This is a genomic window from Streptomyces sp. NPDC046887 (genome assembly GCF_040644755.1).
GTDB classification, from domain to species: Bacteria; Actinomycetota; Actinomycetes; order Streptomycetales; family Streptomycetaceae; genus Streptomyces; species Streptomyces lichenis.
Genome location: NZ_JBEYXH010000001.1, coordinates 103,159 through 124,533, shown reverse-complemented (window position 1 = coordinate 124,533; position 21,375 = coordinate 103,159). Strand labels below are relative to the sequence as shown.

Sequence of the window (21,375 nt, the reverse complement as noted above, 5' to 3'; positions counted from 1 at the left end):
CGCACGTGCCCGCAGGCACCGAACGCGACGGCGGAACGGCCGGGTCCGGCAACGGCCGTACGGGCGACGGAAACCCGGGCCACGGCACCACGGGCACCGGGAACCCGGGCCGCAGAAGTCCCGCGCCGCCCGGCCTCCCGGCCGCACCACCCGACACACCCCCCGGCACCCCCTCCGACACGCCGATCGCCGCCGCGGTCCCCCGCACGCTCGCCGAGGCGTTGCGGGCGCGCGGGGACGCGGGGCTGGCCGAGCTGCTGCGGATCCGGCCCGACCTGCTCGCCCCCGTCCCGGCGGACCTGACCCAGCTGGCCACCCGGGCCGGGACCCGGGCCTCCGTCGTCCGCGCGCTGGAACGCCTGGACCGCTTCACGCTCCAGGCGGCGGAGGCGCTGGCCGTCGCCCCGGACCCGGCCCCGTATCCCGTACTCCTCGGCCTGATGGCGGGCGACGACGGCGACCCGGAGGTGGCGGCGGCGCTGCCCGGGGCGGTCGAGGCGCTCCGCACCCAGGCGCTGCTCTGGGGCGGCGACGACCGGCTGCGGCTGGTGCGCACCGCCCGCGAGCTGCTGGCGCCCTCCCCGCAGCACCCCTCCCCCACCGGGCTCGGCCCGACCGTCACCGAGGCCACCGCGGGGATGTCACCGGGGCGGTTGCAGGAGATCCTGACCGCCGCCGGGCTGCCCACGACACACGATCCGGTGTCGGCGGTCGCCGCGTTGACGGGGCTGTTCACCGACCGGGAGCGGATGGGCGCGCTGCTCGACCGGGCGCCCGCGGAGGCGCTGGGGGTGCTGGACCGGCTGGTGTGGGGGCCGCCGTACGGGGAGGTCACCGCCGATCCGACGCCGCCGGTGCGCTGGCTGCGCGACCACGGGCTGCTGCTGCCCACCACGCCCCGCACGGTGGTGCTGCCCCGGGAGGCGGCGCTGCATCTGCGGGCCGGGCGGGCGCACCGCATCCCCGAACCCGTACCGCCCGCCGTCGCGGTGGCCCGGGAACACCGTCCACAGGCTGTGGACAGTACGGCGGCCGGGCAGGCGTACACCGCCCTGGCCACCGTCGAGGAGCTGCTGAAGCAGTGGAACGAGGGCGGGCCGCAGGTGCTGCGGGCCGGAGGCCTGTCGGTACGGGACCTCAAGCGCACCGCCGTCGCCCTGGACCTGTCCGAGCCGGTGGCCGCGTTCTGGCTGGAGCTGGCGCACGCGGCCGGGCTGATCGCCTCCGACGGGGAGGCCGACGAGCGGTACGCGGTGACCCCCGCGTACGACGCCTGGCTGGAGCTGCCGGCCGCCGAACGGTGGGTCCGGCTGGCGACCGCCTGGCTGGCGGCCACCCGGACCTCCGGCCTGGTCGGCTCCCAGGACGGCAAGGGCCGTACGCTCTCCGCGCTCGGCCCGGACCTGGACCGGGGCGCGGCGCCCGAGGTGCGCCGCCGGGTGCTGGCGCTGCTCGCCGCCCTGCCGGCCGGGGCCGCCCCGGACCGAAACGCCCTGCTGGCCCGGCTCCGCTGGGAGCGCCCCCTGCGCGGCGCCGGCCGCCCGGCCGCCGGGGACCAGCCCGCCGACCTCCGTACCGCCCTCGCCGACTGGACCCTGTCCGAGTCCGAGCTGCTCGGCGTCACCGGCCGCGGCGCCCTCTCCGCCCACGGCCGCGCCCTGGCAGCCGCCGGCGAGGGCCTCGCGGGGGTGCCCGGCGCGCAGAGTCCGGCGGGGGCGCCCGCCGCCGACGGGCCGAGGGAGGCCGTCACCCACGGGCCCCAGGAGTCCACCGCCCCCGGACTCCAGGAGGCCACCGCCCACGGCCCCCGGCAGGCCTCCACCCACGGCTCCCAAGAGGCAGCCCCCGCCGGTCCCGGACAGGTCGCCGACCTCCTCGCCCCCCTCCTCCCCGAGCCGGTCGACCATGTCCTCCTCCAGGCCGACCTGACCGCGGTCGCCCCAGGCCCCCTCCGCCGCCCGCTCGCCGACACCCTGGGCGTGCTCGCGGACGTCGAGTCCAAGGGCGGGGCGACGGTGTACCGGTTCACGCCCGCCAGCGTGCGGCGCGCCCTGGACGCCGGGCAGTCCGCCTCCGACCTCCAGGCCTTCCTCACCGCGCACTCCCGCACCCCCGTGCCGCAGCCCCTCAGCTACCTCATCGACGATGTGGCCCGCCGGCACGGGCACCTGCGAGTCGGCGCGGCCTCCGCGTATGTCCGCTGCGACGACGAGGCGGTCCTCGGCGAGATCATGGCCGACCGCCGGGCCGCCGCCCTGCGGCTGCGCCGGCTCGCGCCCACCGTGCTCGCCGCCCAGGCCGACCCCGCCGCCCTGCTCGACGGCCTGCGGGCGATGGGCTTCGCCCCGGCGGCCGAGTCGGCCGAGGGCGACGTCCTGATCAGCCGCGCCCGCGCCCACCGCACCCGCCCCCGGACGGCGCCCGCCCCCGTACCCGACGGCCCGCCCACCCCCGACCCCACCCTCCTGGACGCGGCGGTACGGGCCATCCGCGCCGGCGACCTCGCGGCCACCGCGGTACGCCGTGCCCCGGCCGCCGCCGTCCCCGCGGGCACCCCGTCCGGCGACCTGCCTCGCACCTCCTCCGCCGAGACCCTCGCCACCGTCCAGGCCGCCGCCCTCACCGGCTCCGCCGTCTGGATCGGCTACGTCAACGCCGACGGCGCCGCCAGCCAGCGCGTCATCGCCCCGGTCCGCGTCGAGGGCGGCTTCGTCACCGCCTACGACCACACCGCCGACGAGGTCCGCACCTACCCCCTGCACCGCATCACGGGGGTGGCGGAACTGGCGGAGGAGGGGAACTGAGCCCTCCATACCGGCCGGGGGGCGACAACCCGGAGGGCCGGGTGCGTCCGCGTGGTGGCGGGTGGCACCCGGCCCGGGCCGGTGTGGAGTGGGGGGCGGTGTCGGTGGCTCGGCACCGGCCGGTCATCCGCTGGACGCCGGGTCCGGGTCCGCGGAGGTGCGGGGAGTGCGCGAGGCGCGCTCTGCCCGCCGTGCCGCGTCTCAGACGGTCAGCTTCCAGGAGTTGATGACTCCGGAGTCGTTGACCGAGACGTCCTGGGCGCGCAGCTTCCAGGTGCCGTTGCGGGCCTCGGAGGAGGCGTTGACGGTGTAGGTGGCGCGGATGTTGTCGGCGGAGTCGCTGTCGGAGGCGGACTTCAGCCGGTAGGCGGTGCCGTCGGGGGCGATGAGGTCCAGGACGACGTCACCGCGGTAGGTGTGGCTGATGTCGACGGTGACCGAGGTGGTGGACGACGCCTGGCCGGAGCAGCCGGAGATGGTGAGGGGGCTGGTGACGGCCGGGGAGTTGTCCGGGATGTTCACCCGGGTGGTGCTGGTGGCCTGCGGGCAGGTGGACGGGTTCGGGTCCGTGCCGCCGGAGTTGACGTTCAGTACCTTGTTCGGCGAGCCGGACTTGGCGTCGCCGACGGTGACGGTGGACGCCTGGCCGACGAGGGCGTCGCGCACCTGCTGCGGGGTGGCGGAGGGGTTGCCGGCCAGGTAGAGGGCGGCGGCACCGGCCACGTGCGGGGCGGCCATCGAGGTGCCGGTCATGGTCCGGGTGCCGGTGTCGTTCTGGTGGCTGGCCGAGACGATGCTGGTGCCGGGGGCCCAGATGTCCAGACAGGAACCGTAGTTGGAGTCCTGGTAGCGCTTGTCGGAGCTGTCGATGTTGCCGACCGTGATGGCCTCGGGCAGCTTCGCCGGTGAGGACTGGCAGGCGTTGCTGTTGAAGTTGTTGGCCGACAGCGACCAGGTCACGCCGGAGGCTATGGACCGCTTGATCGCGCCTTCCACCACGGTGTCGTTGGAGCCGAACTGCAGACTCATATTGGCCACCGCGGGCTTCGCGGCGTTCTTGGTGACCCACTCGATGCCGTTGAGGGCCTTCTCGGTGTCGCTGCTGTCGTTGCAGTCCAGGATGCGTACCGAGACGAGCTTGACGCCCTTGGCGACCCCGTAGGTGGAGCCGCCGACCGTGCCGGCGACATGGGTGCCGTGGCCCAGGCAGTCGGAGGCGTTGCTGTCGTTGTCGACGAAGTCGTAGCCGCTCTTGGCGCGGCCGCCGAAGTCCTGGTGGGAGAGGCGGATACCGCTGTCGACGATATAGGCGGTGACATTGGAGGCGGTGCTGCCGTAGGTGTACTTCTTGTCCAGCGGCAGGGCCTTCTGGTCGATCCGGTCCAGTCCCCACGGGGGGTTGCTCTGGGTGGCCGAGGAGTGCCCGATCTGGACCGGCGCGACGTACTTCACCTGGGAGTCGGCCGCCAGCTCGGCCGCCTCGTCCCGGCTCATCCGCGCGGAGAAGCCGCGCAGCGCCCGGTTGTAGGTGTGCTTGGCCTGGCCGCCGTACTTGCCCGCGAGCTTCTGCGCCGAGGTGGCGGACACCTGCTCCTGGGTGTCGCCGAGGACGACGATGTACGTGTCCGCGACCTGCGTTCCGGTCGTGACGCTCAGCAGCTTGTCGGGCCGGGGCGTCGGTTCGGCTCCGGCGGCCGCGGACGGGGCCCACATCGTCGTCGCCGCCGCCGCGAGGGTGAGCGTGGCGATGCCGAGCGGGATTCTGCGCCCGGTGGGGGTGTTCGTCATGTCTCTCCAGGGGGAGGGCCGACCGGAGCCGGCCATCAGGAAAAGGCGGAAAGAGGGAGAAAGTGAACGGAAGGGGGATGGGTTGCTTCGATTCCGCTCGCTGACCGAACAGTTGCTTTCGGACACCCAGAACCATGGGCGCGTGCCGATCCGAGGGCAACGGCCTGGTCATTAGCTGCGTATACGCAAGAAAGCGCCCGCTCCCGGGCCTTGTGCCGCCGAACGGCCGGAGCTAAGGTCCGCGCATGCCGCCGAGAGCCAGGGATGCGCGATGACCCCGCTGGTGGGCAGGTCACAGGACCTGGACCGGCTGCTGGAGGCCGTGCGCCGGCCCGAGGGCACCGTCCTGATCGAGGGCGAGGCCGGATCCGGTGCGTCCCGGCTGGTGCGGGAGCTGTGCGCCCGGCTCCGCGACGGTGGCCCGCTGGTGCTGCGAGGAGCCTGTCTGCCGCTGCGGACGCCCCTGCCCTACGGGCCGGTCATCGAGGCGATCCGCCCGTACGCGGGCCGCGCCGACGGCCGGCGGCTCGGCCCCCTGGCCGAAGAACTGCGGTCGTGGCTCCCCGAGTTGGCCCTGCCACCCGCGCAGCCGCCGCCCGCCGCACCGGCCACCGCGCGACGGCCGGGCGAGGCGCACCCGGCGGTCGCCGGCGCGGTCGCCGCAACGGGCGGGCGCCATCGCCTCTTTCGCGCGTTCGGCGAGGTGCTGAGCGCGCTGGGCCCCGCGGTGCTGGTCATCGAGGACGTGCACCTCGCGGACGGTGAGACCTGGGACCTGGTCCAGTACCTGAGCGCCCAGGGCCCGCCCGGGGTGACGGTCGTGCTGACCCGCCACCGCCCCGGCGGCGCGGCGCCGGCCGGTTACGCGAGCCTGCCGCTCGGCTGCCGCATCCGGCTGCGGCAGCTGACCGTGCCCGAGACGGGCCTGCTGGCGGCGCACATACTCGGCGTCGGCGAGGTGCCCGCGGCCTTCACCGAGGCGCTGCACACCCGCACCGCCGGAAACCCCCGCTGGGTCGAGCACCTCGCCCACGGCGTACGGGCGCACCGCCCCGCGGACCTCACGCCCTCCCTCCTCGACGACCTCCCCGTCCCCGTACCACTGCTGGACACCACCGCGGAGCTGCTGGCGGCCTGCGGACGGGCGGCGGCCGCCGTCGTCCGCGCCGCCGCGGTGCTCGACGAGCCGGCCACCGAGCAGGACCTGGCCCAGATCGCCGAACTCCCGCCGCGGCGGGTGCGCGCCGCCCTGGTGCGCGCCCTGCGCCTGGGAGCGCTGCGCGAGGTCGCGCCCGGCCGCTACACACCGCCCCACTCCTTCGCCGCCAGGGCCGTACGCGATGGCGTTCCGGGTCCCCGGCGGGCCCGGCTGCACGTGCGCACCGCGGAGCTGCTGGCCTCACGGGGCGGGTACGAGCCGGCCCGGCTGGCCCACCACTACCGGCACGGCGCGGACCGCGAGGCCTGGGTGCGGCTCACCCTGGCGGCGGTCGACGCGGAGGTGGGCCACGGAGCCGCCGACGTCGCCGTGGACCTGCTGGTCAGGGCCCTGGCCGACGCCACCCTGCCGGCCGGCGCGCTCGACCTGTTCGCCGTCCGGCTCAGCCACGCGATCCTGGCCGGCATCACCTGCGAGCAGACCATCGGGCAGCTGCGCGCCGTCCTGGGCGACGAACGGCTGTCCGTCCGGGCCCGCGGAGAGGTGCGGCTGAACCTGGGGCGGTGGCTGATCAACCAGGCCGGCGAGCTTGACGCCGGACGGCGGGAGATCGAGGCCGCCGTCCCCGACCTGCGGGACCAGCCGGAACTGGCCGCCCGCGGCATGGCGGCACTGGCCCTGCCCAGCTTCGGCACCGCCCCGGTCGCCGCGCACCTGCAATGGCTGCGCCGGGCCGAGCGCACCCTGGACGACAGCACCGACACCGAGGCCCTGGAGGCGGTACACGCCAACCGGCTCTCGGTCCGCATGCAGATGGCCGACCCCCGGGTCTGGGCGGACGTCGACGAGCTGCCGCGCACCCTGCCCTCCACGGCCCAGCGCGTCCGGGCCTACTTCAACCTCGCCGACGCGGCGACCTGGAACGGGCACTACGACCGGGCCCGTACCTTCCTCGCGGAGGGCGGGAGGCTGGCGGGCGGGAAGGAGACCTTCCTGTCGATGCTGGGCGACGGCACCTCGCTCCGCCTTCAGGTCGCGACCGGCCGCTGGGACGACCTCCCCCGCGAGGCCGACCGCGTCATCGCCCTGGCCGGCGAGCGGGAGTTCCTGGCCGCCGACGCCTGGCTGGCCACCGGCTGGCTCTCGCTGTGGCAGGGAGCCCGCGCCGCGGCCCTCCACCACTTCGACGCGGCCCTGCGCACCGCCCCGTACAACGTCCCCGTGATCGCCTCCGCACGGGCCGGCCGGGCAACGGTCCTGCTGGCCCAGGGCCGCCCGGCCGCGGCCTGCTGGGAGACCGACCGCGCCCTGGTCCAGCTGCGGGACAAGGACAACTGGATCTGGGCGGCCGAGCTGCTCCCGGTAGCGGTGCAGGCGCTCACCCGGTGCGGCCGGTCATCCGACGCCCTCGCCCTGCTGGCGACGGTCGAGGAGAGTCTCGCCGGCAAGGACGCGCCCCTGGCCACCGCTGCCCTCCAGTCCGGCCGCGGCGCTCTGAGCCAGGCCCGCGCGGCCCGGTCCGAAGCCGCCGCGCACCACATCCAGGCCGCCTCCTGCTACCGGCGGCTCCCCCACCCCTTCGCCGCCGCACAGGCCCATGAGGCGGCCGGGTGCTGCCTCGCCGACGCCGGCGACCGCGCGGCGGCGGCGACCCAGCTCGACGCCGCCATGGCCCTGTACACCGCCCTGGGCACCGGCCACGACACCGCCCGCTGCCGGCAGCGCCTGCGCCACCTCGAAGGCGGCCACCGCAGGGGCCGGAAGGGCTACGGCCGGCAGCTCTCCCCGCGCGAGGCGGAAGTGGCCACCCTCGCGGGCCAGGGCCTCACCAACCACCAGATAGCCGAGCTGCTCGTCCTCTCCATCCGCACCGTCGAGCAGCACGTCGCCCGTGCCCTGCGCAAGCTCGACCTCAGCTCCCGCGTGGCCTTCGCCGACCACCCCCTCACCCCGCACGACCCATCGCAGACCCTCACCCCGCACCACCCACCGCAGCCCCCCGCCCGGCGCGAAGACGCCCCGCACGAAGACGCCCCGCTCGAAGACGCCCCGCGCGAAGACGCCCCGCGCGAAGACGCCCCGCCCCCGATCGGCCGCCCCACCCGCTGAGGAGCCGCCGCACCGCCTCCCCCTCCCCCCTTTCCCCGCCGATGCGCGACACTGGATGTTTGGCCGCGTACCGCGGCCAGTGCACCGGGGCCGCCAGGAAAGGGTGAGGCGTGAACGGACCGCTCATCGTTCAAAGTGACAAGACGCTGCTGCTCGAAGTGGACCACGAGCGTGCCGACGCCTGCCGCCGGGCCATCGCGCCGTTCGCGGAGCTGGAGCGGGCGCCCGAGCACATCCACACGTACCGGGTCACCCCGCTCGGCCTGTGGAACGCGCGGGCGGCCGGGCATGACGCCGAGCAGGTGGTGGACGCCCTGGTGGAGTTCTCCCGCTATCCGGTGCCGCACGCGCTGCTGGTGGACGTGGCCGAGACTATGGCCCGCTATGGGCGGCTGTCGCTGAACAAGCACCCGGTGCACGGGCTGGTGCTGACCACCACGGACCGCCCGGTCCTGGAGGAGATCCTGCGCTCCAAGAAGGTGCAGCCGCTGGTGGGCACCCGGATCGACCCGGACACCGTGGCCGTGCACCCCTCCGAGCGCGGGCAGATCAAGCAGACGCTGCTGAAGCTGGGCTGGCCGGCCGAGGACCTCGCCGGGTACGTGGACGGCGAGGCGCACCGGATCGAGCTGGCCGAGGACGGCTGGGCGCTGCGGCCCTACCAGCGGCAGGCGGTGGAGGGCTTCTGGCACGGCGGCTCGGGCGTGGTGGTGCTGCCGTGCGGCGCGGGCAAGACCCTGGTGGGCGCGGGCGCGATGGCCGAGGCCAAGGCGACCACCCTGATCCTGGTCACCAACACCGTCTCGGCCCGCCAGTGGAAGCACGAGCTGGTCAAGCGGACCTCGCTCACCGAGGACGAGATCGGCGAGTACAGCGGGACCAGGAAGGAGATCCGCCCGGTCACCATCGCCACGTACCAGGTCCTCACCACCAAGCGGAAGGGCATCTACCCGCACCTGGAGCTGTTCGACTCCCGCGACTGGGGTCTGATCGTCTACGACGAGGTGCACCTGCTCCCCGCCCCGGTCTTCAAGTTCACCGCCGACCTCCAGGCCCGGCGCCGGCTCGGGCTGACCGCGACCCTGGTACGGGAGGACGGCCGCGAGTCGGACGTGTTCTCGCTCATCGGTCCGAAGCGGTTCGACGCGCCGTGGAAGGAGATCGAGGCGCAGGGGTACATCGCGCCCGCCGACTGCGTGGAGGTCCGGGTCGATCTGACCGAGTCCGAGCGGCTGGCGTACGCCACCGCCGAGACGGAGGAGAAGTACCGCTTCTGCGCCACCACCGCGACCAAACGGAGGGTGACCGAGGCACTGGTGGCCAAACACCGGGGCCAGCAGACCCTGGTCATCGGCCAGTACATCGACCAGCTGGACGAGCTCGGCGAGCACCTCGACGCCCCGGTGATCAAGGGGGAGACCAGCAACGCCCAGCGGGAGAAGCTCTTCGACGCCTTCCGTAACGGCGAGATCAGCGTCCTGGTCGTCTCCAAGGTCGCCAACTTCTCCATCGACCTGCCGGAGGCCACGGTCGCCATCCAGGTGTCGGGCACGTTCGGCTCCCGCCAGGAGGAGGCCCAGCGGCTGGGCCGGGTGCTGCGCCCCAAGGCGGACGGCCATGAGGCCCGCTTCTACTCGGTGGTCGCCCGGGACACCATCGACCAGGACTTCGCCGCCCACCGGCAGCGGTTCCTCGCCGAGCAGGGGTACGCCTACCGGATCGTGGACGCGAGCGAGCTGGCGTCGGACGGCAACGGAAGCGGCCGGGCCGGCTCCGATCCGGATGTGGACCTGAGCGGAGCCTAAGGGGGGCCTTGGGGCCGGGGGCTGAGGCGCCTGGGCCCGGGGCCGGGGGCCGGGCGGGTCAGCGGCGGCGGACGCCGGTCTCCTGGCCGTACTCCCCGAGCACCACGACCCCGAACGCCGCCTCGGCGAACACCTTGAGCGCGCGCAGCGCGTTGCCGAGGGGGTGGGAGTGGGGCGCGGTGCCGAGCGCGGTGGCTCCGGAGCGGCCCGGCGGCGGGTCGGCCTGCGGGGTGGTGAAGGCTGCTGTGGTCATGTCTCCATGGTGGCCATCCGGCTCCCGGCCCACATCGGTCCTCCGACCGAACCGGCGCCACCCGTCCGTACGACTCCAGATGGCCGCCGTCCCCCTGCAGTGCTACGGGGCGGGAGGACACCCCTAGGGGGAGGGGCGACCTTCTTGGCCCGCCGGTCCGAGCGTCGGCCTGGTGGGAGGGGCGGGGGCTGCCAGGCTGGGGGAATGTGGACACCGAGGCGGGACGCGCTGCGGGGCAGGGTGGCGGTGGTCGCCGGGGCGACGCGGGGCGCGGGGCGGGGGATCGCCGCGGCGCTGGGGGAGGCCGGGGCGACGGTGGTGTGCACCGGGCGGAGCAGCAGCGGGGGCGACCCCGCGATCCGGTCGGAGTACGGGCGGGCCGAGACCATCGAGGAGACCGCCGAGCTGGTGAGCCGGCTCGGCGGCCGAGGCGTGGCGGTGCAGGTCGACCATCTCGACCCCGACCAGGTGGCGGGCCTGGCCGACCGGTTGCGCCGCGACTTCGGGCGGCTGGATGTGCTGGTCAACGACATCTGGGGGGCCGAGGTCCTGAAGGGGCCGCCGCCGACGTGGGGCACACCGGTCTGGCGGCACGACCTCGACGACGGGCTGAGGATCCTGCGGCTGGCGGTCGACACCCACCTCATCACCTCGCACCACCTGCTGCCGCTGCTGGTCGACCGGCCCGGCGGGCTGCTGGTGGAGGTCACGGACGGCACCACCGCGTACAACGCCGACCGGTACCGGATCTCGGTGTTCTACGACCTGGCGAAGACGGCGGTGAACCGTCTGGCCTTCTCCCAGGGGCATGAGCTCGCCCCCTACGGGGCGACCGCGCTGGCGGTCACACCGGGCTGGCTGCGCTCGGAGATGATGCTGGACAACTTCGGGGTGAGCGAAGCGAACTGGCGCGATGCCTTGGACGGGCGGGTGGAGGGTTTTCCGGCGGCTCCCGAGGGGTTCGGGGACTCGGAGTCGCCGCGTTTTGTCGGCCGCGGGGTCGCCTCGGTGGCGGCGGATCCGGATCGGGTGCGTTGGAACCAAGGGTCGGTGACGTCCGCGGAGCTGGCACGGGAGTACGGCTTCACCGACGTGGACGGGTCCCGGCCGGATGGCTGGGGCTTGGGCTGAGGTGACGGACGGGGGCGGGAGGTCAGGGGAGGCGGCGGGTGAGGAGGCGGCCGGGCCAGGTGCCGGTGGGGCCCGACTGGAAGGGGGTGGCGGGGGTGAAGCCGTTGCGCTGGTAGAAGGCGACCAGGGCACCGCCGCCACCGGCCCAGCAGTCGACGCGCAGCAGGTGGACGCCGGCCCGGCGGGTCTCCTCGGCGGCGTGGGCGAGCAGGGCGGCGCCGATGCCCTGGCCGGCGTGGCGGCGGTCGGTGACCAGGAGGCGGACATAGCGCTCGGGCTCGGGGGCCGGGGGGATCGGCAGGTCGGGGCTGGGGCCGGTGTGGAGGACGAGGGCGCCGACGGGCGTGCCGTCCAGCTCGGCGATGTAGGGGGTGTGGTGGGTGGTGTACTGCTCGACCCGGGCCGGACCCTGGGGGCGCTGGGAGTAAGGGATGGTGCCCCACTGCTCGGTGTTGCCCCGGGCGTTCATCCAGGCGACGGCGGAGTCCAGCATGGCGAGGATGGCGGGGGCGTCGGCCGGACCGCCGGGACGGATGCGGAGGGTGGGGGTGGGGGCGTCTTCCATGAGGGGAAGGGTAGGGCGGGGCGATCAAGGGGCGGTGGGGCGGTTAATCGGTCGCGGGTGGGGGCGGGGGTGGCTAGAATCGCCGACCTTGCCTGCCTCCCTCTTGGAGCGCCGCCCGCCGGTCGGTAACCGGACGGGCCGTCATGTCGTCGTGTCCGGTCGGACCGCGCCCCTGGTCGGTGGCGCGCCTCGGCCGGTGCTCCCGTGAACCGCTCTGGAGGGCTTCGCCGTGTCCGCGCATGATCGCCGAGAGAACCCGGAACCGGAACAGCTGAACGAACCGCTGGCGCGGGAGCGGGCGCATCTGGCGTCCTCGCGGGCCGCGTTGCGGACCATGCGGGAGGAGGTCGCGGCGCTGGACATCCGGGATGTCACGGCGAACTGGGTCAACGCCGAGGTGCTGCGGTCCCAGATCGACGAGCGGATCAAGGCGCTGGCGGATCTGGCCCACACGCCCCTGTTCTTCGGGCGGCTGGACTACGGGGCGGGGGTGCAGGAGGGGCAGCGGTTCCATATCGGGCGCCGGCATGTGCACGACGGGGACGGCGATCCGATGGTGGTCGACTGGCGGGCTCCGGTCTCGCAGCCGTTCTACCGGGCGTCCCGGAAGGATCCGCAGGGGGTCGAGCTGCGGCGGCGGTTCGGGTACACGGGCGGGGAGCTCACGGCGTACGAGGATGAGCGGTTGGGGGAGGGAGGGGAAGAGGTAGGGGACGGGGTTTCGCGGCTGATTCAGGCGGAGATCGAGCGGCCGCGTGTCGGGCCGATGCGGGACATCGTGGCCACCATCCAGCCGGAGCAGGACGAGATCGTGCGCTCGGGGCTCGGCGGGACGGTGTGTGTGCAAGGGGGGCCGGGGACCGGGAAGACGGCGGTGGGGCTGCACCGGGTGGCGTATCTGCTGTACGCGCACCGGGAGCGGCTGGCCCGTACCGGGACCCTGGTGGTGGGGCCGAACCGCTCGTTCCTGCACTACATCGAGCAGGTGCTGCCCGCGCTGGGCGAGCTGGAGGTGGGGCAGGCGACGGTGGAGGAGCTGGTCGCGGGGTCGGGGAAGGTGGAGGTGCGGGGGGCCGACGGGGCGGCGGCCGCGGTGGTCAAGGGCGACGCGCGGATGGCGGAGGTGCTGCGGCGGGCGCTGCGGTCGCATGTGGCGATGCCGGTGGAGCCGCTGATGGTGGTGCGCGGTTCGCGGCGCTGGCGCGTACCGGCGTACGAGGTGGAGGAGATCGTCCGCGAGCTGCTGGACCGGGACATCCGGTACGGGGCGGCGCGGGAGGCCCTGCCGCAGCGGGTGGCGCACGCGGTGCTGGTGCGGATGGAGCAGGCCGGGGAGGCGCCGGACGACCGGGTGCAGGACCAGGTGGCGCGGAACGCGGCGGTGAAGGCCCTGGTGAAGGCGGTCTGGCCGGTGGTGGAGCCGGCGCGGCTGGTGTGGCGGCTGCTGTCGGACGCGGAGTTCCTGGCCGAGCACGCGGAGGGACTGCTGGACGCCGAGGAGCAGAAGGCGGTGCTGTGGGAGAAGCCGCCCCGGTCGGCGCGTGCGGCGAAGTGGTCGGCGGCGGACGCGGTGCTGGTGGACGAGGTGGCGGACCTGGTGGAGCGTACGCACTCGCTGGGCCATGTGGTGCTGGACGAGGCGCAGGACCTCTCCCCGATGCAGTACCGGGCGGTGGGGCGGCGCTGTTCGACGGGGTCGGCGACGGTGCTGGGGGACCTGGCGCAGGGGACGACGCCGTGGGCGACCGGGAGCTGGCCGGAGGCGCTGGCGCATCTGGGCAAGCCGGAGGCGGTGGTGGAGGAGCTGACGGCCGGCTTCCGCGTACCGCGTGAGGTGATCGCGTACGCCTCCCGGCTGCTGCCGCATATGTCGCCGGGGCTGGCGGCGGTGCGGTCGGTGCGTGCGGCGCCGGGGTCGTTGAGTGTGCGGGTGACCGACGGCGAAGGGCGGGACGCGGGGGTGGTGGCGGCATGCCGGGAGTCGCTGGGGCGGGAGGGGTCGATCGGGCTGATCGCGGCGGACGCCCGTGTCCCGGCGCTGGCCGCCGCGCTGGAGGCGGCGGGGCTGGCGTGTCTCGCGCCGGGTGAGCAGACCACCCCGGACGTACGGCTGACGCTGGTGCCGGCCTCGCTGGCGAAGGGCCTGGAGTACGACCATGTGGTGCTGGACGAGCCGGCGGCCGTGGTGGACGGCGAACCGGACGAGCGCACGGGCCTGCGCCGGCTGTATGTGGCGCTGACCCGTGCGGTGTCCGGTCTGGTGGTGGTGCACTCGGCTCCGTTGCCGCCGCAGCTGGCAGCGTAGGACTACTGGCTCGTCGGCTGGAAGGTGCGCAGGCGGAGGCTGTTGCCGACGACGAAGACCGAGGAGAAGGCCATGGCCGCTCCGGCGATCATGGGGTTGAGCAGCCCGGTGGCGGCCAGCGGCAGGGCGGCGACGTTGTAGGCGAAGGCCCAGAAGAGGTTGGCCTTGATGGTTGCCAGGGTGCGGCGGGCGAGCCGGATGGCGTCGGGAGCGGCCCGCAGGTCGCCGCGGACCAGGGTGAGGTCGCCGGCCTCGATGGCCGCGTCGGTGCCGGTGCCCATGGCCAGGCCCAGGTCGGCCTGGGCGAGCGCGGCGGCGTCGTTGACCCCGTCGCCGACCATCGCCACCGAGCGGCCCTCGGCCTGGAGACGCTTGACGACGTCCACCTTGTCCTCGGGCATCACCTCGGCGATGACCTCCTCGATGCCGACCTCGGCGGCCACCGACCGGGCCACCGTCTCGTTGTCGCCGGTGAGGAGGATGGGGGTGAGGCCGAGGGCCTTGAGGCGGACGATCGCCTCGGCGCTGGTCTCCTTGACGGCGTCGGCGACTTCCAGCACGGCCCGGGCCCGGCCGTCCACGGCGACGGTGATCGCGGTCCGGCCGGCGGCCTCGGCGGCCTCCTTGGCTTTGGCGAGGGTGTCGGGAAGGGTGATGGACCACTCGGCCAGCAGCTTCTCCCGGCCCACGAGGACGGCGCGGCCCTCGACGACACCCTGGACGCCGAGTCCGGGGACGTTGGCGAAGTCCTCGGGGGCGGGCAGCTCGCCGGTCCGCTCGGCGGCGGCGCGGGCGACGGCCCGGGCCACGGGGTGCTCGGAGGCGTGCTCCAGCGCCCCGGCCAGCCGGAGCACCTCGTCCTCGTCCCCTTCCTCGGTGGTCTCGGTGGTGTGGACGGACTGGAGGGTCATGGTGCCGGTGGTGACGGTGCCGGTCTTGTCGAGGACGACGGTGTCCACGCTCCGGGTCGTCTCCAGGACCTCGGGGCCCTTGATGAGGATGCCGAGCTGGGCGCCGCGGCCGGTGCCGACGAGGAGGGCGGTGGGGGTGGCCAGGCCCAGGGCGCAGGGGCAGGCGATGATCAGCACCGCGACCGCGGCGGTGAAGGCGGCGGTGGCCCCGGCCCCGCTGCCGAGCCAGAAGCCCAGGGTGGCGACGGCCAGGGCGATGACGACGGGGACGAAGACGGCGGAGATCCGGTCGGCCAGGCGCTGGGCGGCGGCCTTGCCGCTCTGGGCGTCCTCCACCAGCTTGGCCATCCTGGCCAGTTGGGTGTCGGCGCCGACCCGGGTGGCTTCCACGACGAGCCGGCCGCCCGCGTTGACGGTGGCGCCGGTGACGCTGTCCCCGGGCCCCACCTCCACCGGGACGGACTCGCCGGTGAGCATGGAGGCGTCGACGGCGGAGGTGCCCTCCAGCACGGTGCCGTCGGTGGCGATCTTCTCCCCGGGGCGGACGGTGAACCGGTCCCCCACCGCCAGCCGCGCGGCCGGGACGGTGGTCTCCCGGCCGTCCTCGCCGAGCAGGGTGACCTGCTGGGCGCCGAGGTGGAGCAGGGCGCGCAGGGCGGCGCCGGCCTTCCGCTTGGAGCGGGCCTCGAAGTAGCGGCCGGCCAGGATGAACGCGGTCACCCCGGCGGCGGTCTCCAGATAGATGTTCCCGGCCCCGTCGCCGCGGGCGATGGTGAGGGAGAACGGGTGGGTCATACCGGGCATGCCGGCGGTGCCGAGGAAGAGCGCCCACACCGACCAGAGGAAGGCCGCCGAGACGCCGATGGAGATCAGGGTGTCCATGGTGGCCGCGCCGTGCCGGGCGTTGACGGCGGCGGCCTGGTGGAAGGGCCAGGCCGCGTAGGTGACCACCGGGGCGGCCAGCGTCAGCGAGAGCCACTGCCAGTTGGTGAACTGCCAGGCCGGGACCATGGCGAGGACGATGACGGGGACGGAGAGCAGTACGGCGGTCAGCAGGCGCTCGCGCAGGACGCGCAGCTCGCCCTCGGCCTCCGCGTCCTCCGCGTCCGCGTGCGGTACGGGGTCGGGGCCGAGGTCGTCCTCGGTGCCGGTCACGGGGGCGGGCGGGGCGGGCGGGGCCGGCTGGCGGGCGGTGTAGCCGGTGGCCTCCACCGTGGCGATCAGGTCCGCCACCGAGACCTCGCCGGCGAACTCCACCCGCGCCTTCTCGGTGGCGTAGTTCACCGAGGCCTCGACGCCCTCCATCCGGTTCAGCTTCTTCTCGATCCGCGCCGCGCACGAGGCACAGGTCATCCCACCGATCAGCAGCTCCACCCGGTCGCTGCCCGGTGGCGTGGTCGTGGTGGTGCTCATGAGGGCCGCTCCTCGTCCGCCGGCTGGCTTTGCATACCCTAGGGGGGTACCACTGATGCACTTCCATCTATACCCCTCCACCGTATCGCCGTGCAAGCCCGTCCGATGATCGGGGCAGCGGATCGGGAGCGGGGTAGGGGACGACCGGGGCCGGGGGTGCGGGGTGACCGAAAACGCCGTCGGCGGGTACCCGGACCGCCGATAACCGGACTTCCACCGGCTCGAAGCGGTCCGATGGCGGTCCGGAGGCGGTCCGGAGCTGCTTTCGCTCCGTCCGCCCACTAGGCTGACCATTGGACTAGACCTGTCCTGTGGACCCGTAGACCCGTGGACCCGTGGACCCGTGGTCCCGTCATCCGTAGTCGCGTCACCCGCCGAGGAATGGAGTCCCCGTGAGCAACCGTGCGGTCCTGGAAGTGATCGCCCTTGACGCCGAGGACGCGATCGCGGCCCAGGCGGGAGGAGCGGACCGGCTCGAAGTGGTCACCGACATGGCGGCGGACGGGCTCACCCCGTCCAGGGAGGCGTATGCCCGGATCCGGGCCGCCGTGGACATCCCGTCGCGGGTGATGCTGCGCCTGGCCGACGGGTTCGCGGCCGGCGGCCCCGAGGACATGGAGGCGCTGGTACGGGCCACCCGTGAGCTGCGCGAGGAGGGCGCGGACGAGTTCGTGCTCGGCTTCCTCGACCCGCAGGGGCATGTGGACCTGGTCGCCGTGGAGCGTCTGGTCGCCGAGCTGGACGGGTGCCGGTGGACCTTCCACCGCGCCATCGACCGGACCGCCGACCGGGACGCCGCCCGCAAGCAGCTCGCCGACCTGCCCGGTCTCGACACCTTTCTGACGGCCGGCTCCGCGGCGGGCGTGGACGAGGGCATGGAGCTGCTGCTCGCCGAGGCCGCCCGCTCCGGCGAGCCCGGCTACGAGGCCCGGCTCCTGGTGGGCGGCGGGCTGCGGCTGGAGCATGTGCCCCGGCTGCGCGCCGCCGGGGTGAACGGCTTCCACATCGGCGGCGCCGCCCGACCCGCCGGCTGGTCCGCCCCGGTGTCCCCGACGGCGGTCCGCACCTGGCGGGCGGCGGTGGACGACCGGATCTGAGCCGGGACTCCTCCGGGGAGGGGACCGGATCTGAGCCGGGACTCCTCTGGGGAGGGCGGGGCGCCCGCAGACCAGGCGCCCCTCCGCCCCGCTCCGATACCGACGCCCCTCCCGGCCGGGCCCCGTCCCGCCGGCCCCGGGAACGGGGCCACAATGAGGCGCATGGCAGCCACCATCCCGGAGCACCCCGCCCATGACGACCTGCGCCGGCGCTGGGCCGCGGCCGTACGGGACGCCGCCCACGCGGACCGGGCGGACCGCTACGCCGACGCCCTGCTGGCCCGCTGGGCGGAACCGCGGCGCCGGTACCACACCACCGACCATCTGCTCGCCGTCCTCGACCGGGTGGACGAGCTGGCGGAGGACGCCGAGGACGCCGACGCGGTCCGGCTGGCCGCCTGGTTCCATGACGCGGTGTATCTGCCGGAGCGCTCCACCAACGAGGACCGCAGCGCCCGCCTCGCCGAGCGCGCCCTGCCCGAACTGGGCGTCTCCCCCGCCCGTACCGCCGAGGTGGCCCGGCTGGTGCGGCTCACGGTGAGCCATGACCCGGCCGACGGCGACCGCAACGGCGAGGTGCTGTGCGACGCCGACCTCGCCGTACTGGCCGCCGCCCCGGACGCGTACGCCGCCTACGCGGCCGCGGTACGGGAGGAGTACGCCTTCGTCCCCGCCGACGCCTTCCGGGCCGGCCGCGCCGCCGTGCTGCGGCACCTCCTGGAGCTGCCCCGGCTGTTCCGCACCCCGCACGGGGCAAGCACCTGGGAGGACCGGGCCCGGCAGAACCTGGGCACCGAGCTGGAGCTGCTGACCAGTGGCAGCGGCGAGGTGTGAGCCGATCGGCGACCCGGTGCCCGGCCTGCGTGGGCCGGCGGGCATGCTGGGCGGTATGACCGCACCCGTCGCGCCCGTGGAGGCGCTCATCGTCGTGGATGTCCAGTCGGCCTTCGTCTCCGGTGACGGGGCCGTGCCCGGGGCGGCGCGGCTGCTGGACCGGGTGGAGGGGCTGCTCGCCCGGGCGCGGGCGGCCGGGGCGCTGGTGGTGCACCTCCAGAACGACGGCGCCGAGGGTGAGCCGGACGAGCCGCACACGTCCGGGTGGGAGCTCCATCTTCCCGTACGAAAGGGAGAGTTGGAGGTGGTGGTGCGGAAGGCGGAGGACGACGGTTTTGAGGAGACGCCGCTGGAGGAGCTGCTGGACGGGGTGGGGGTGGAGGCCCTGGCCGTCTGCGGGGTGATGTCCGAGATGTGCGTACTGGCCACCGCGCGCCGGGCGTTGCGGCTGGACTACCGGGTCGTGCTGCCGCATGACGCCCATGCGACATACGACATCCCGGCCGCCGAGGGCATCAGCGAGGCGGTGCCGGCGGCGGTCGCCTCCCGGGTCGCCGAATGGGCTCTGGGGGATGAGGTGGAGCTGGTCCCGTACGCGGCGGAGGTCGCGTTCGCCGCCCCGAGCCCCGGCTGAGCGAGGCCGAGGGCGTCGACTCAGCCCTCCGCCGGTTCCGACTCCAGGGCCTCGGCGGGGGGTTGGAAGCAGGCCATCACCAGCTTGCCGTCGGCGCAGGGCCGAACCTGCCAGGTGTCGGCGAGCGCGTCCACCAGGAACATCCCCCGCCCGCCCAGGCGTTCGTTGTCCGGCGGGCGGGCCACCGGGAGCTGGGTCGAGCCGTCATGGACGGCGACATGCAGGCAGCTGGTGTCCCAGGTCAGCACCAGCTGGGCCGAACTGTGGGCGTGCACATGGGCGTTGGTAACCAGCTCGGAGACGGAGAGCAGCACGGCGTCCACCGTCTCGGAGGCCTCCTGCCCCCAGCCGAGCGAGTCCAGGTGCGCCCGCGCCCAGTCTCTGGCCTCCTTGGCCGTGCTGGTCATCGGCAGGGAACGCGCCCAGCCCACCGCCCTTACCGACGATCCGCCCATGCTGGTCCTCCCTGCTCGGCCGTCCGGCGCCCGGCGCCCGGTGCGCGGTAGATCGGTCGATCGGTTGCGTCCTGACTCCGTCTACCCGGGGGGAGTCGAAGCATCCCGGGGGACTGTGCCCGGACCCGCGTTCGAGTGCGGGCCCGCGCCGGCCGGCCGCGGCCTGGTCGCGGACCCCCGTCCCGTACGGACACCGACACCCCGCCGCCGGGCCCTGGCCTTCGGCCCGGTGGAGGGGCTGCCGGAGTCGGCGCTCGGGCTGGTCTGGCGGGCCGACCGGGAGACGGAGCGGATACGGGCCTTCGCCCGGGCGGTGGCCGACGCGGAGGGCTGAGCCGTGATCAGGACGGTGGGATTCCGCCGCGGCGCTTGGGGCGGCGCAGTCCGGCGTCCGTCAGCCGCCGCAGCAGCTCCTTGGAGCCGACCTCCACCGCGCCCGCCGCGACCGCGTCCGCGTACCGCTCGCTCGGCACGTCGTAGTGGTCCCGGTCGAAGGCGCGGGCGGGGGCGCCGATCGCGGCAGCAAAGGTGTGCAGCTCGTCGTAGGAGGCATCGCTGACCAGATGCGACCACATCCGGCCATGGCCCGGCCAGGTGGGCGGGTCGATATACAGGGTCATCCGCAGGCCCCCGGGTACGTGGTCGTGCCGTACCCGGTCACGACAGCCCGCCGACCGGGGCGACCACCACGCCCGCCTTGCCGCACACCCAGTGCGGGTCCTCGCCGAGCTCCGGTTCCACGTCCAGGGCGTGCGGGTCGCCGGAGGCGCAGACCGGGCAGAGCGGCCAGCGGCCGTACCTTTCCAGCAGGGCGTCCTGCACGTCCTGGGCGACCAGCCCGGCGACGAAGGCGGCCCCGTCCGGCCACTGCTCGACCCACCAGCGGCGGTGCGTCACCGCGTCCTCGACCAGCGAGACGACCTCCGCCTCGGCGACATTGCGCGCCATCAGATCGGCGAGCACCCGGGCCCGGGCGGCGTGCAGGGCCTGCTCCAGGGGGTCGAGCGGGCGGGAGGGGTCGGTGGGGGCCATAGGGCCATTGTCTCCCCAGGTGGGGAGGGGTTGACGGCCCCCACGGCCGGAAATATTTTTCAGAGGTGATGAACGAGGTGAAGGAAAGTTTCAGGGAGGGGGGCGGCGATGGCGACGGTGCCGCCCCGCGCCGGAGGACAGAGGCGGCCGCCGCTCCCGCCCCCGCCGCCCTGACCGCCAAGGTGCGCACCCTGGCGCCCTCCATGACCCGCTCGATGCAGCGGGTCGCCGAGGCCGTCGCCGCCGACCCGGCCGGGTGCGCCGCGCTCACCGTCACCGGGCTCGCCGAGCTGACCGGCACCAGCGAGGCGACCGTGGTGCGCACCGCGCGGCTGCTCGGCTATCCGGGCTACCGCGATCTGCGGCTGGCCCTCGCCGGGCTCGCCGCCCAGCAGCAGTCCGGCCGCTCCCCCGCCGTCACCGCCGACATCGCGGTGGACGACCCGATCGCCGAGGTCGTCGCCAAGCTGGCCCACGACGAGCAGCAGACCCTGGCCGACACCGCCGCCGGGCTGGACACCGTCCAGCTCGGAGCGGCCGTCACCGCGCTCACCGCCGCCCGCCGCACCGACATCTACGGCATAGGCGCCTCCGGGCTGGTCGCCCAGGACCTCGCCCAGAAGCTGCTGCGGATCGGCCTGGTGGCACACGCCCACCACGACCCGCACCTCGCCGTCACCGGCGCCGTCCAGCTCCGGGCCGGGGACGTGGCCATCGCCATCACCCACTCGGGCTCCACCTCCGACGTCATCGAACCGCTGCGGGTCGCGTTCGACCACGGAGCGACCACCATCGCGATCACCGGCCGCCCGGACGGCCCGGTCACCCAGTACGCGGACCATGTGCTGACCACCTCCACCGCCCGGGAGAGCGAGCTGCGCCCGGCCGCCATGTCCTCCCGTACCAGTCAACTCCTCGTCATCGACTGCCTGTTCACCGGTGTCACCCAGCGGACCTATGAGACCGCCGCACCCGCGCTCGCCGCCTCCTACGAGGCCCTGGTCCACCGCCGCGTGCCGCGCGGCCTGCGCTAGTCCCCGGCCCTCGGGCCCCGGCCCCGTACCGCCCGTACGCCCCCGT

16 protein-coding genes and 1 pseudogene are annotated in these 21,375 nt (G+C 74.6%); 10 read left to right on the top strand and 7 right to left on the bottom strand.

Translation table 11 applies throughout. The features are described 5' to 3' along the window. Window positions 1–185 precede the first annotated feature (185 nt). Window positions 186–2,804 (top strand): helicase C-terminal domain-containing protein, encoded by a 2,619-nt coding sequence (locus ABZ945_RS00560; RefSeq protein ID WP_361262847.1) that lies wholly within the window; start codon window positions 186–188, stop codon window positions 2,802–2,804. Between the two features lie 201 nt (window positions 2,805–3,005). Here the strand turns inward: ABZ945_RS00560 and ABZ945_RS00555 are convergent, their stop codons facing one another. Continuing rightward, on the bottom strand, window positions 3,006–4,592 hold the full coding sequence (locus ABZ945_RS00555) for a S8 family serine peptidase (RefSeq protein ID WP_361261606.1): 1,587 nt from the start codon (window positions 4,590–4,592) through the stop codon (window positions 3,006–3,008). 271 nt (window positions 4,593–4,863) lie between these two features. On the opposite strand from ABZ945_RS00555, the gene ABZ945_RS00550 reads away from it, so the two are divergent. Together ABZ945_RS00550 and ABZ945_RS00545 are read left to right on the top strand one after the other, a co-directional pair. Beyond that, window positions 4,864–7,860 (top strand): AAA family ATPase, encoded by a 2,997-nt coding sequence (locus ABZ945_RS00550; RefSeq protein WP_361261603.1) that lies wholly within the window; start codon window positions 4,864–4,866, stop codon window positions 7,858–7,860. Window positions 7,861–7,970: 110 nt separating this feature from the next. After that, window positions 7,971–9,665: a DNA repair helicase XPB gene (locus ABZ945_RS00545; RefSeq protein ID WP_361261600.1), complete on the top strand. Its 1,695-nt coding sequence runs from the start codon at window positions 7,971–7,973 to the stop codon at window positions 9,663–9,665. A gap of 58 nt (window positions 9,666–9,723) precedes the next feature. Here the strand turns inward: ABZ945_RS00545 and ABZ945_RS00540 are convergent, their stop codons facing one another. Beyond that, window positions 9,724–9,918, bottom strand: a complete 195-nt coding sequence (locus tag ABZ945_RS00540) for a hypothetical protein (protein ID WP_248637465.1) — start codon at window positions 9,916–9,918, stop codon at window positions 9,724–9,726. Between the two features lie 204 nt (window positions 9,919–10,122). Here ABZ945_RS00540 and ABZ945_RS00535 point away from each other — a divergent pair, with 204 nt between their 5' ends. Then, window positions 10,123–11,049 carry an SDR family oxidoreductase gene (locus ABZ945_RS00535; RefSeq protein WP_361261595.1) on the top strand — a complete coding sequence of 309 codons (927 nt, stop codon included), beginning with the start codon at window positions 10,123–10,125 and terminating at the stop codon, window positions 11,047–11,049. Between the two features lie 22 nt (window positions 11,050–11,071). On the opposite strand, the gene ABZ945_RS00530 is transcribed toward ABZ945_RS00535, so the two are convergent. Next, on the bottom strand, window positions 11,072–11,614 hold the full coding sequence (locus ABZ945_RS00530) for a GNAT family N-acetyltransferase (RefSeq protein WP_361261592.1): 543 nt from the start codon (window positions 11,612–11,614) through the stop codon (window positions 11,072–11,074). Between the two features lie 334 nt (window positions 11,615–11,948). On the opposite strand from ABZ945_RS00530, the gene ABZ945_RS00525 reads away from it, so the two are divergent. After that, window positions 11,949–13,919, top strand: coding sequence for a UvrD-helicase domain-containing protein (locus ABZ945_RS00525; protein ID WP_361262844.1), 1,971 nt, complete (start codon window positions 11,949–11,951; stop codon window positions 13,917–13,919). 2 nt (window positions 13,920–13,921) lie between these two features. Here the strand turns inward: ABZ945_RS00525 and ABZ945_RS00520 are convergent, their stop codons facing one another. Continuing rightward, window positions 13,922–16,243 (bottom strand): heavy metal translocating P-type ATPase, encoded by a 2,322-nt coding sequence (locus ABZ945_RS00520; RefSeq protein ID WP_361261589.1) that lies wholly within the window; start codon window positions 16,241–16,243, stop codon window positions 13,922–13,924. A 392-nt stretch (window positions 16,244–16,635) separates the two neighbouring features. On the opposite strand from ABZ945_RS00520, the gene ABZ945_RS00515 reads away from it, so the two are divergent. The 3 genes from ABZ945_RS00515 (at window position 16,636) to ABZ945_RS00505 (ending at window position 18,808) form a co-directional block, all read left to right on the top strand. Next, window positions 16,636–17,340, top strand: a complete 705-nt coding sequence (locus tag ABZ945_RS00515) for a copper homeostasis protein CutC (protein ID WP_361261586.1) — start codon at window positions 16,636–16,638, stop codon at window positions 17,338–17,340. 162 nt (window positions 17,341–17,502) lie between these two features. Then, entirely contained in the window at window positions 17,503–18,174 is a 672-nt protein-coding gene (locus ABZ945_RS00510; protein ID WP_361261583.1) for a hypothetical protein, read from the top strand. 55 nt (window positions 18,175–18,229) lie between these two features. After that, entirely contained in the window at window positions 18,230–18,808 is a 579-nt protein-coding gene (locus ABZ945_RS00505; protein WP_361261581.1) for an isochorismatase family protein, read from the top strand. A gap of 20 nt (window positions 18,809–18,828) precedes the next feature. On the opposite strand, the gene ABZ945_RS00500 is transcribed toward ABZ945_RS00505, so the two are convergent. Further along, window positions 18,829–19,263, bottom strand: coding sequence for an ATP-binding protein (locus ABZ945_RS00500; protein WP_361261578.1), 435 nt, complete (start codon window positions 19,261–19,263; stop codon window positions 18,829–18,831). A 211-nt stretch (window positions 19,264–19,474) separates the two neighbouring features. On the opposite strand from ABZ945_RS00500, the pseudogene ABZ945_RS00495 reads away from it, so the two are divergent. After that, window positions 19,475–19,597, top strand: a pseudogene (locus ABZ945_RS00495) (LysR family transcriptional regulator); the annotation flags it as partial. Between the two features lie 7 nt (window positions 19,598–19,604). Here the strand turns inward: ABZ945_RS00495 and ABZ945_RS00490 are convergent. Together ABZ945_RS00490 and ABZ945_RS00485 are read right to left on the bottom strand one after the other, a co-directional pair. Then, window positions 19,605–19,883: a DUF4031 domain-containing protein gene (locus ABZ945_RS00490; protein WP_361261575.1), complete on the bottom strand. Its 279-nt coding sequence runs from the start codon at window positions 19,881–19,883 to the stop codon at window positions 19,605–19,607. Window positions 19,884–19,920: 37 nt separating this feature from the next. After that, window positions 19,921–20,295, bottom strand: a complete 375-nt coding sequence (locus tag ABZ945_RS00485) for a hypothetical protein (protein WP_248637474.1) — start codon at window positions 20,293–20,295, stop codon at window positions 19,921–19,923. A 68-nt stretch (window positions 20,296–20,363) separates the two neighbouring features. Between ABZ945_RS00485 and ABZ945_RS00480 the strand changes: the two genes are divergently transcribed. Beyond that, window positions 20,364–21,329 carry a MurR/RpiR family transcriptional regulator gene (locus ABZ945_RS00480; RefSeq protein ID WP_361261572.1) on the top strand — a complete coding sequence of 322 codons (966 nt, stop codon included), beginning with the start codon at window positions 20,364–20,366 and terminating at the stop codon, window positions 21,327–21,329. The last annotated feature ends 46 nt before the right edge of the window (window positions 21,330–21,375 follow it).

What these genes read in the sequence shown, in the direction of transcription:
- ABZ945_RS00555 (WP_361261606.1), bottom strand. Translation starts at nt 4,592, where the DNA reads ATGACGAACACCCCCACCGGGCGCAGAATCCCGCTCGGCATCGCCACG.
- ABZ945_RS00550 (WP_361261603.1), top strand. Translation starts at nt 4,864, where the DNA reads ATGACCCCGCTGGTGGGCAGGTCACAGGACCTGGACCGGCTGCTGGAG.
- ABZ945_RS00540 (WP_248637465.1), bottom strand. Translation starts at nt 9,918, where the DNA reads ATGACCACAGCAGCCTTCACCACCCCGCAGGCCGACCCGCCGCCGGGC.
- ABZ945_RS00535 (WP_361261595.1), top strand. Translation starts at nt 10,123, where the DNA reads ATGTGGACACCGAGGCGGGACGCGCTGCGGGGCAGGGTGGCGGTGGTC.
- ABZ945_RS00530 (WP_361261592.1), bottom strand. Translation starts at nt 11,614, where the DNA reads ATGGAAGACGCCCCCACCCCCACCCTCCGCATCCGTCCCGGCGGTCCG.
- ABZ945_RS00525 (WP_361262844.1), top strand. Translation starts at nt 11,949, where the DNA reads ATGCGGGAGGAGGTCGCGGCGCTGGACATCCGGGATGTCACGGCGAAC.
- ABZ945_RS00520 (WP_361261589.1), bottom strand. Translation starts at nt 16,243, where the DNA reads ATGAGCACCACCACGACCACGCCACCGGGCAGCGACCGGGTGGAGCTG.
- ABZ945_RS00510 (WP_361261583.1), top strand. Translation starts at nt 17,503, where the DNA reads ATGGCAGCCACCATCCCGGAGCACCCCGCCCATGACGACCTGCGCCGG.
- ABZ945_RS00505 (WP_361261581.1), top strand. Translation starts at nt 18,230, where the DNA reads ATGACCGCACCCGTCGCGCCCGTGGAGGCGCTCATCGTCGTGGATGTC.
- ABZ945_RS00500 (WP_361261578.1), bottom strand. Translation starts at nt 19,263, where the DNA reads ATGGGCGGATCGTCGGTAAGGGCGGTGGGCTGGGCGCGTTCCCTGCCG.
- ABZ945_RS00490 (WP_361261575.1), bottom strand. Translation starts at nt 19,883, where the DNA reads ATGACCCTGTATATCGACCCGCCCACCTGGCCGGGCCATGGCCGGATG.
- ABZ945_RS00485 (WP_248637474.1), bottom strand. Translation starts at nt 20,295, where the DNA reads ATGGCCCCCACCGACCCCTCCCGCCCGCTCGACCCCCTGGAGCAGGCC.
- ABZ945_RS00480 (WP_361261572.1), top strand. Translation starts at nt 20,364, where the DNA reads ATGAACGAGGTGAAGGAAAGTTTCAGGGAGGGGGGCGGCGATGGCGAC.